Genomic DNA, 10,271 nt, shown 5'->3' on the forward strand with positions numbered 1-10,271 from the left:
GTTGGGCATCAGGAGTGGGTGGTGGCGTCGTAGTAGCGAGCCAGGTCGCCCTTGAGCTGCTGCAGCGCTTCGGTGTTGAGATAAATCATGTGGCCCGACGGGTAGTACAGGAAGTGCACATTGCCGCGCAGCGACGGTTCCAGGTCCATGTGCGAGATGTCGTATTCGGTGTTGAAGAACGGCGTGGCGAAGTCGTAGTAGCCGTTCACCGAAAGCAGCTGCAGATGCGGGTTGGTGCGCATCGCATGCGCCAGGTCGCCGGCAACATAGGCCATCAGCAGCGGGCGCTTGATGCCGGCCGCCTGATGCTTCCAGTCCCACGACTTGTTGATGTCGCCGAAGGTCGGGCGGTAGTCCAGGTCGCTGTGGTAGTTGAGCTGGTTGACGATGTAGTCGTTGAACGCGGTGACGAAGGCGCCGCTGATGCCGGTGTCGGATGCATCGTAGTCGGGCACCTCGCCGGCAGCGTCTTCGTCCACACCTTCGAAGCGTGCGTCGTAGCGGCCGATGGTGCGGCGCTCGTTGCGCAACAGCTCCTTCCGGAAGCGCGACGGATCCACGCGCAGGTTGGATTCCTTGATGTATTCCACAGAGAGGCCGGTATACCCCGCGAGCTGGCGCGCCACCGCATCGGCCTCGGCGGCAGGAACGTTTTGTCCCTTGGCAAGCGCACTTGCATAAGGGCCGCTGGCGAACGCGCGCACCTGGTCGATGTATGCCTTGAGATCAGAGGGTTTGTTGGCCAGCTTGTTGTGGTACCACGCGGCCGCCGCATAGCTCGGCACGTAGCCGATATACATCTCGTCGTAACCCGGCATGCGCATGCCGTAGTTGAGGATGGAGGACATGATGATCACGCCGTTGAACGACATGCCCTTGTCCTGCAGCGCATCCACCAGCGCACCGGAGCGCGTGGTGCCGTAGCTTTCGCCGTAGAGGAATTTCGGCGAATTCCAGCGGTTGTTGACCGTCACGTAGCGCTGGATGGCACGCGAGAATGCCGAGACGTCCTGGTCCACGCCCCAGAAGTCCTTGCCTTCGGCCTTGCCGAGCGGACGCGAGTAACCGGTGCCCACGGCGTCGATAAAGACCAGGTCGGTCTTGTCCAGCAGGCTGTCGCTGTTGGCGACCAGCTTGTACGGCGCCGGCGCGGTGGCAGCGGGACTGTTGGTGGCGATGCGCACCGGTCCGAACGAACCCATGTGCAGCCACATCGACGACGAACCCGGGCCGCCGTTGTAGAGGAAGGTGACTGGCCGCTTCTCCGCCTTGCCATCCACCGTATAGGCCACGTAGAACACGCTGGCCTGCGGCTCGCCCTTGTCGTCGCGGATGATCACCGTACCGGTGGTGGCGGTGTAGGACACCGAATGGCCGTTGATGCTGACGCTGTGCTTGGTGCGCACCGCAGTTTCGGTGCTCGGCGCCTGGACGTCCTCGTCCTTGCTGGCGGCCTTTTTGTCTTTGTCGGGCGGCGCATCCTTGGCCAAGGTCATGGAACAAGGCAGCAGCACAAGGCTGCCGGCCAACAGCAAGGTCAAAAGGCGGCGCATGCAATTCCCCGGGGATTGGATCGATGTAAGCCCCGAGTATGCGTATCGCGCCCAGGCGGCGACCGTGACAAAAGTACTGGTTGGCTTACTTTTCGCTGACGGGGTGTGGGGTGCGAGTCCCGCAGGATCATGCGCAAGGAAGCGAGCGTTCACAAAAGAAACGCCGCGAACGCCGGGATTGTGAAAGGCGACGGGCAGGGCATGTCGCCCGGTTTCCAGGCTCGTCCAGAGAGCCTGGGAACCGGGCGCATGTTTTGATCAGGACTTAGGTGCGTTGAGATAGTCCAGCGTCGCCTGCAGCATCGATGCCATGCCGATCTTCAAGGCGCCTTCGTCCATGAAGAATTTCGGGGAATGGTTGGCGGGCGCTTTGAGTGCGTCCTGTCCCACCGGCGTGGAGCCCACCCAGAAATACACGCTGGGCACCTCGTTGGCGAAGTAGGCAAAGTCTTCCGACGCCATCCACGGCTTCGCCTCGATCACGTGATCGCTGCCGATCGCCTTGCCGATGCTGTCGCTCACGCGTGCCGTGAGCGCAGGATTGTTGACCAGCACCGGGTTGCTGTCGCCCACCGGTATCTGCGTTTCCACCGTCGCGCCGTTGGCCGCCGCGATGTGCTGTGCAATATCCTTCAGATTATCGATGGCTTGCTGGCGCATGCCGGCGTCGAAGGTGCGCAGCGTGCCCTGCATTTCCACCTGGTCGGGCACGATGTTGTAGCGAGCGCCGCCTTCGATGATGCCGAAGCTGAGCACGGCGGGGTAGTCGCCGATATTGAGCTTGCGGCTGACGATGGTCTGCGCCGCGCCGATGATTTCGGAGGAGGTGACGATGGGGTCGACGCCGTTCCACGGCATCGCGCCATGCGTCTGCTTGCCGTGCACCACCATCTTGAACCAGTCCGAGCCGGCCATGGCCGGACCGGGACGCACACCCACCGTGCCCACGTTGAGCGAACTGACCACGTGCATGCCGAACATCGCGTCGGGCTTGAAGTCGCGGAACACACCGTCCCTGAGCATCAGCGATGCGCCACCCTGTTCGCCCGGGGGCGCGCCTTCTTCGGCCGGCTGGAACACGAACATCACTTGGCCAGGCAAGTCCTTCCTCATGCCGGCCAGCACCGTAGCCAGGCCAAGCAGCATCGCCGTGTGCGCGTCATGCCCGCACGCATGCATCACGCCGACCGGCTTGCCGCGATATTCGCCTTTGGCCTTGGAGGCGAACGGAACATCGACGTCTTCGGTGACCGGCAAGGCATCCATATCGGCGCGGATCGCGAGCTTGGGACCGGGCTTGCCGCCCTTGAGGATGGCGACGACACCGGTGTGCGCGATGCCGGTGTGCACCTCCAGCCCTAGCTTCTTCAATTGCGCTGCGACGAGCGCCGAAGTGCGTGTCTCGCGATTGCTCAGCTCCGGATGCTGATGGATGTCGCGACGCCACGCGGTGACTTGCGGCAACTCGCCTTGCACGAGTTGCGTGGTGTCGGCGGCATGAGCGGTACCGGCGAGGACGGTTGCGAGAGCCAGGGCGAGCGAGGTCAGGCGCATAGGGTGTCTCCACGAATGGTGGCTCGATCCTAACGCCTTCGGCAGCTTGTTGTTGTTGTGGGAGCGCACCCTGTGCGCGACTCGCCGGGCGACAGGTTTCGCCCAGGAGCGTCGCGCACAGGGTGCGCTCCCACAAGGGAAAGCCGGGCGCCATGGAGGCCACAACCCCAGTGCTATGCTCATTCCCCGACCATCGAGGCCGACCAGATGCCCGCTGCGAGCTACGTCCATGGTGTCAGTTCCCAGCCGCTGCTTGGCGATACCGTCGGCACGCTGCTCGACCGCATCGCCGCCCGCTATCCGGAGCGTCCGGCACTGGTGGCGCGGTCCCAGGACATCCGGCTCGACTACCGGCAGTTCCATGCCGAGGTGGAGCGTGTTGCGGCCGGGCTCATGTCGCTGGGATTGCAGCGCGGCGACCGCATCGGCATCTGGGCGCCCAACCGCTACGAATGGGTAGTGCTCCAATTTGCAGCGCCCAAGCTCGGTCTGATCCTGGTCAACATCAATCCCGCTTACCGCCTGCACGAGCTGGAGTACGCGCTCAACAAGGTCCGTTGCCGTGCGCTGGTCTTGCCGCGGCGCTTCAAGACCTCGCATTACCTCGACATGCTGATGGAGCTGGCGCCGGAACTGAGTCATGCGCAGGCAGGTCTGTTGCAGTCCGAACGCCTGCCGTCGCTGCGCGAGGTGATCCTGCTCGATGATCAGGCGGCGCCGGGTACGCGCCGTTGGAGCGAGCTGGCCACCTGCGCCGACGAGGCTGCGATGGCGCAGATGCGCGAGGTGCAAAGCCAGCTCAATTTCGACGACCCGGTGAATATCCAGTTCACCTCCGGCACCACCGGCGCCCCCAAGGGCGCGACGCTCACCCATCACAACATCGTCAACAACGGGTATTTCATCGGCGAGGCGATGCGGCTGACGCAGCTCGATCGATTGTGCATCCCGGTGCCGTTCTACCACTGCTTCGGCATGGTGCTGGGCAACCTCGCCTGTGTCACGCACGGAGCCTGCATGGTGATACCCGGCGAGGGCTTCGATGTGCTCGCCACGCTGGAAGCGGTACAGGAGGAGCGCTGCACCGGCCTGCATGGCGTGCCCACCATGTTCATTGCGCAGCTCGAGCACCCGCAGTTTTCCCGCTTTGATCTCAGCTCGCTGCGCACCGGCATCATGGCCGGCTCGCCGTGCCCGATCGAGGTGATGCGTCGGGTGGTGAGCGATATGCACATGAGCGAAATCACCATCGCCTACGGCATGACGGAAACCAGTCCAGTCAGCTTCCAGTCCACCACGCAGGATCCGCTGGAGCGCCGCGTCGACAGCGTGGGCCGCATCCATCCGCACGTGGAAGTGAAACTGCTGGACGAGCGCGGACGCACCGTGCCGCGTGGCACGGCGGGCGAGCTATGCACGCGTGGCTATTCCGTCATGCTCGGCTATTGGGAGGACGAGGAGCTCACCCGCGAGGCGATCGACGAGGCGCGCTGGATGCACACCGGCGACCTGGCCGTGATCGACGACGAGGGTTATTGCAGCATCGTCGGTCGGCTGAAGGACATGATCATCCGCGGTGGCGAGAATGTTTACCCGCGCGAGATCGAGGAATTCCTCTACACCCATCCCAAGGTCCAGGACGTGCAGGTGTTTGGCGTGCCCGACGAGAAGTTCGGCGAGCAGGTGTGCGCGTGGGTGCGCCTGCGCGATGGCTGCGCGTCCAGCGAGGCGGAGATCCAGAGTTATTGCCGGCATCACCTGGCCTATTTCAAGGTGCCGCATTACGTGCGCTTCGTCGACGAATTTCCGATGACGGTGACGGGGAAGGTGCAGAAGTATTTGATGCGCGAGGCGATGGCTGGAGAATTGGGCCTGCCCATGACGTGAACCTCCTGTGGGAGCGCACCCTGTGCGCGACTTCGGCTACAGAGGAACATCGAATCTCCGCGGTCGCGCACAGGGTGCGCTCCCACAGGGTAAGGCTGGCTATTGGCCCCAGCGAACCGCGCGCCGCGACGGCATGCCCTGATGCGCGGTCAACCACGCCGGCACATCATGGGACGGCATGGGATGCGCAATATGAAACCCCTGCGCTTCATCGCAGGCCATGCCCAGCACGCTCTCGTAGATGTGCGAGGTTTCCACCCCTTCCACCACTACGCGAAAACCCATATTGCGCGACAGCTCCGCCACCGAACGCACGATCGCTTCGTCGTGCTGGCTGGTGCCCATGCCGCGCACGAAGGACTGGTCGATCTTCAGGCTGGTGGCCGGCATCTGCCGCAGCGCCGCCAGATTGCTGTAGCCGGTGCCGAAGTCGTCGATCGCAATGCCGGCGCCGAGCTCGCGAATCGCGGTGAGATGGCGGCGCGTGACGGCGCTGTGCTCCATCAGCGTGCTTTCGGTGAACTCGAGCTCCAGCGAATCGAGCCCGATCTTGTGCCGCTCGGCGACGCTGCGCAGGCGGCCGACCAGGTCGGCGTCCAGGTCGGTGCTGGAAACGTTGAGCGACAACTTGATGTCGTGCCCGTCACGGCGCCAGGCGGCCAGCTGCGCGAGGCTGTGCTCCATCACCCATTGCGTCAGCGAGTGCATCAGGCCCGCACGCTCGGCCAGTGCGACGAAGTGCGCGGGAGGGATGGAGCCCAGCGTGGGATGGTGCCAGCGCGCGAGGGCTTCCACCGCCACGCAGCGGCCGGTGTCCAGGTCCACGCGGGGTTGGTAGTGCAGGTCGAGTTCGGTCCGCTCGTTCAGCGCGGCGGCCAGTTCGGTGACCAGCAGGAATTCCTGTCGCTGCTGTTCGTCCTGCATGCGGTTGTATACCGCCCAGCCGCGCGGACTCTGCTGCGCGGCATGCGAGGCGTTCATCACCAGGCGCAGCGGATCGCCACCGCGCAACTCGTTCGCATGGATCTTGAGCAGGCCCACGCCGGGCTGGATGGTCAGCGGGATGCCCAGGCAATCGAACGGCCGGCGCAGGCGCGCCACCAGGTCGTCGAGGCGCGTGCTGTCATCGAGCAGGTGATGATCGGGAAGCACGGCGGCAAAACGCGTCGCGCCTACCTGATAGAGGCGCGTCTGGGGCGGTATCCATTCGATGGTGCGTGCGGCGACGGAGCGCATCAACTCATCGGCGTACGCATGCCCCATGGCGCGGATGAATGCATTGAAACGCTGCACCGGCGCCACGTCGATGGCGATCACCCACGCATGCGGCACGCCTTCGTGCAGATGCTTGCGCAGATCGTCGAAGAACGCGTAACGATGCGGCAGCTGGGTGATCGGATCGGTGCGGCCAAGATAGCTGCGCAACACCACGCCGGCGCCGATCAGCGAGGCGGCGTCGCGCAAGCTGGCCTGCTCGCTCTCGTTCAATGCAGTGCGCGGCTGCGAGTCCATCACGCATAGCGCGCCGATGTGCTGGCCGGTGAGCGTGCAGACCGGTTCGCTGGCAAAGAAGCGGATCGGTCCCAGGCCTGTCGTCAGTGGCAGTGCGTCGTCGCGCAGGCGTTCATCGGCAAGCGTATCGAGCACCACCTGCGATGCGAGACTGCGCGCTGCCTGCAGCAACAGCGGATGCAAGGCGCGCGGTCCGCCGGACGGCAAGGCGTTGCCATCGGCAAACCAGTAAGCCGCACCGCTGTTGAGCACCAGCGCCACCTGCGGAACGCCGAGCGTGCGCGTCATCAGGCGCACCACGGCATCGAAGCCCGGCACAGCCAGGCTCTCCGCCGAAGCGGCGGCTTGCTCCGGGGATGTTTCCACGGCAGGCGGTGTTGGCTGATGCCCAGCCGCGATCTGCCCCGGACCCCATCCCGTGGTCGTGCGCATCGCCGATTGCCCCCTAAGGACTGGTGTCCCGATATGCAGGCGAGGCTACTCCAGCCGCTTCGCGGACCGCAATCTGTCAAATAGTGGTACGGCTCTTTGGGGTGTGCGTGCCTATGGTTTGATGCTGAAATCCACTTCGACAGGATACGGTGCAGGCTTGGCAGGCGGTGGCGGCAGGGTCCAGCTGGCGAAGTGGCTGGCCATGCATTGCGCCACCAGTGTCTCGGGCTGCACTGCGATGCGTGACAAGCGCCCGTCGGCAGCGACGTCGGCGACCAGGGTGAAAGGCGACTTGTCCGGCGGCTGGGTGGCGGCCAGACAGCTCTTGTACGCATCCGTGGTGGCGTTGCCGATGCGATCCCACATCTGTTTCTGATAGGCCGGCCCCGTGGCGGCGCCCTCGGCCAGCTTGGCCTGGGTGACGCGCGCGTGGAAATCCGCGCCAGCGTTGGGACTCAGTTGCAGGGCAAGGGCGAGCAGGATCGACATGGCGGTTCCGGCCGATGAGGAGGCATCACGTTAGCAGCAACGTCCCTTGGTAGGAGCGCACTTGTGCGCGAACGCGGCCTAATAGGCCGCCCTGCGGTCGGCGTTCGCGCACAAGTGCGCTCCTACAAAGGGTGCCGGCGATCAGGGCAGGTGTTCGCTCGCCAGATATTCCTCGCTTTGCATTTCAATCAACCGCGATTCCGTACGGCCGAATTCCGCGCGCAAGCGCTCGCCGTCGTACAGATCGGTGATCGCTGCCGCTGCGGACAGGATGAGTTTCACGTGGCGGTCGTAGAACTCGTCGACCAATTGCACGAAGCGTCGCGCGGCATCGTCGGTATAGATGGTGAACTGCGGCACGTTGGAGATGATGACGGCCGGACTGGTCTTGGCCAGTTCGATGTAATCGGCCACGGCGCGCGGGCCTTCGCACAGCGCGGCGAAGTCGAACCACACGATGTTGCGGGCACGCTTGCGCACCGGGATGGCGCGATCGTTGATGATCAGCTCGCCACCATCCTGTACGGCGCCTTCGGCCTGGGTGGTGAAGATGCGCGACAGCGCGCGCTCCGCTTCGGCGCTCGGCGGCGTCTGGTATACCGGGGCCTGGGTGAGTGCACGCAATCGCCAGTCGTGCGAGGAAATCATCTGCACCACGCGGCAATGCTTTTCGATCAGCGCGATGGCCGGCAGAAAACGCGCGCGCTGCAGGCCCTCCTTGTACAGGTTCTCCGGCGCCGTGTTCGAGGTGGTGACCAGGGTCACGCCGCGCTCGAACAGCGACTGCAGAAGCGTGCCCAAGATCATGGCGTCGCCGATGTCGTTGACCAGGAATTCGTCCAGGCACAGCACGCGACAACGCGAGGCGATGTTGGCGGCGACCTCGATCAACGGATCCTGCCGTTCGCCCAGCTCGCGCAACTGCTCATGCACCTCGCCCATGAAGCGATGGTAGTGACGGCGCAACGCCATGCCGGGCGACAGGCTGGACACGAACATATCCATCAGGAAGGTCTTGCCGCGTCCCACGCTGCCCCACAGGTACAAGCCCTGCACGCCTTCGCGGGTGTCGTTGCCCAGCAGCGATTTCAGACGTCCAAACAAGCCGTTGCCATTGCCGTTCGCCGCGGCGGCGAGCAGGGCGGCATGCATGCGGTCGAACTCGGGCAGCAAGGCCTGCTGGGCCGGATCGGCCTCCCAGCGGTGCGCGCTGACACCTTCGTGATAACGCGCACTGGGCGCGAGCAGGTCGGAATTACTCATGGGTACGGCGGACTCTACCGATGCCAGGTGGGGACGCCGGGCATCGCATCGGGGGGAGGTCGAGCAGCATCAGTCCTGACGCAGCGGCGGCAGCCAGGGCTGCACGGCGTGCTTGATGGCGCCGCGCAGATCCATCAGGCGACGGTGGAAGAAGTGGCTGGTTTCGGGCATGCGCACCAGTTCAGGCTTGTGCTTCATGCCGTCGATCCAGTTGAACACGGTCTGCGGGTCGACCACTTCGTCTTCCTCGCCTTGCACCACCAGCCAGGGACAGGTCGGCAGCTGGATGTCCTCGAACGGCCAGCGACCGGCCGGCGGCGCGATGCTGATCAGCGCGTCGGCGCGCAGGCGCACCGCGTTGCGGATGGAGACATAGCTGCCGAACGAGAAGCCGGCCAGCCACAGGGCGTCGTCCGGGCGGGTCCGGCGCACCCAGGCCGCCACGGCAGCCAGGTCGTCGCCCTCGCCGTTGCCATGGTCATACGTGCCTTCGGATTCGCCCGTGCCGCGGAAATTGAAGCGCACGGTGTCCAGCCCGGACTCGCGCAGCGAGCGCTCTACCATGGTCACCACCTTGTTGTGCATGGTGCCGCCCTGGAGCGGGTGCGGATGGCAGATGATGGCGGTGCCGCGGCGTGCCTCTTCGGGCACGGCCACGTCGCTCACAGCTTCTAGCTTGCCGGCGGGCCCTTCCAGCGCGAAGCTGGAGGCCTGCTCCGGAAAACGGTCGGGTTGGGTGGGAATGATCACGGGGTTCATAAGCAAGATGATAACCGCCAGCTGGCCTCGGCGTTCGGGCCGGCCGCGATGAATCATCTTGCGCACACGTTGCTGGCCGGTGACGACGAGCTGCTGCAACTGGGCGGTTTCATGGGGGATTTCGTCCATGGACAGCCCGATCCAGCCTTGCCACAGGGCGTGATCACGGGCATTCGCCTGCATCGGGCCATCGATGTGTTTACCGATAGCCATCCTGCGGTGGCAGAGGCGCGGGCGCTGCTGCCGGCGCCGTTCCGCCGTTACGGCGGGATCCTGCTGGACATGTGGTTCGACCACCTGCTTGCGCGCGATTTCCCGCGCTGGAGTCATCATTCGCTGGAGCCCTATTCGGCCCACCTGCGCGAGCTGCTGCGCCGCTATGAGCCGTTACTGCCGCCCGGCCTGCTGCGCTTTCGCAATTACATGGAGGCGCACGCGCTGCCGGCAGGCTATGCGCGGCTCGAGGAAATGGGCGCGGCGTTTGATGGGATTTCGCATCGCTTGAGCCGGAGCAATCCGGTCGGGGAGGCGTTGCCGGTGTTGATGGGCCTGGATCGCCCGCTGCAGGCGACGTTTGAGGTGTTTTATCCGGAGTTGACGGCGTTTGCGGGCGAGTGGTTGGGGGAGCACGGGGCGGCCAGTTAACTGGAGCGCCTTTCGTCATCCCGCCGTCGCCGGCGTCCGCTTGTTGTAGGAGCGCACTTGTGCGCGACCAGCCGACGGAGCGGCGCGCCCAACGTGGCGGTCGCGCACAAGTGCGCTCCTACAAGGAGGGTGCCAGCCTGGGCGTCGGATCAAAGCTGCCGGTTGGCTCTTTGTTGG

Annotated in this window: 8 protein-coding genes; 2 read left to right on the forward strand and 6 right to left on the reverse strand. The window is 64.8% G+C overall.

From position 1 onward, the window contains the following. Positions 1–8 precede the first annotated feature (8 nt). Positions 9–1,553 (reverse strand): S10 family peptidase, encoded by a 1,545-nt coding sequence (locus AC1DMG_RS07720; RefSeq protein WP_477180365.1) that lies wholly within the window; start codon positions 1,551–1,553, stop codon positions 9–11. Positions 1,554–1,811: 258 nt separating this feature from the next. Then, complete coding sequence (locus AC1DMG_RS07725; protein ID WP_441602007.1) at positions 1,812–3,107, reverse strand: amidohydrolase; 1,296 nt, start codon at positions 3,105–3,107, stop codon at positions 1,812–1,814. Between the two features lie 207 nt (positions 3,108–3,314). Between AC1DMG_RS07725 and AC1DMG_RS07730 the strand changes: the two genes are divergently transcribed. Continuing rightward, entirely contained in the window at positions 3,315–4,994 is a 1,680-nt protein-coding gene (locus AC1DMG_RS07730; protein ID WP_441602008.1) for an AMP-binding protein, read from the forward strand. A gap of 99 nt (positions 4,995–5,093) precedes the next feature. Here AC1DMG_RS07730 and AC1DMG_RS07735 read toward each other — a convergent pair whose 3' ends face one another. The 4 genes from AC1DMG_RS07735 to AC1DMG_RS07750 all read right to left on the reverse strand — a co-directional run bounded on the left by AC1DMG_RS07735 (position 5,094) and on the right by AC1DMG_RS07750 (position 9,449). After that, positions 5,094–6,872, reverse strand: coding sequence for a putative bifunctional diguanylate cyclase/phosphodiesterase (locus AC1DMG_RS07735; RefSeq protein WP_441611563.1), 1,779 nt, complete (start codon positions 6,870–6,872; stop codon positions 5,094–5,096). A gap of 177 nt (positions 6,873–7,049) precedes the next feature. Beyond that, positions 7,050–7,427, reverse strand: coding sequence for a peptidase C13 (locus tag AC1DMG_RS07740; protein ID WP_441602010.1), 378 nt, complete (start codon positions 7,425–7,427; stop codon positions 7,050–7,052). A gap of 141 nt (positions 7,428–7,568) precedes the next feature. Further along, positions 7,569–8,690 carry a cell division protein ZapE gene (zapE, locus tag AC1DMG_RS07745; RefSeq protein WP_441602011.1) on the reverse strand — a complete coding sequence of 374 codons (1,122 nt, stop codon included), beginning with the start codon at positions 8,688–8,690 and terminating at the stop codon, positions 7,569–7,571. Positions 8,691–8,759: 69 nt separating this feature from the next. Beyond that, positions 8,760–9,449 (reverse strand): alpha/beta hydrolase, encoded by a 690-nt coding sequence (locus AC1DMG_RS07750; RefSeq protein WP_441602139.1) that lies wholly within the window; start codon positions 9,447–9,449, stop codon positions 8,760–8,762. 48 nt (positions 9,450–9,497) lie between these two features. Between AC1DMG_RS07750 and AC1DMG_RS07755 the strand changes: the two genes are divergently transcribed. Then, on the forward strand, positions 9,498–10,094 hold the full coding sequence (locus AC1DMG_RS07755; RefSeq protein WP_477178528.1) for an acyl carrier protein phosphodiesterase: 597 nt from the start codon (positions 9,498–9,500) through the stop codon (positions 10,092–10,094). Positions 10,095–10,271 lie beyond the last annotated feature (177 nt).

Source organism: Dyella sp. 01N36 (genome assembly GCF_056399745.1).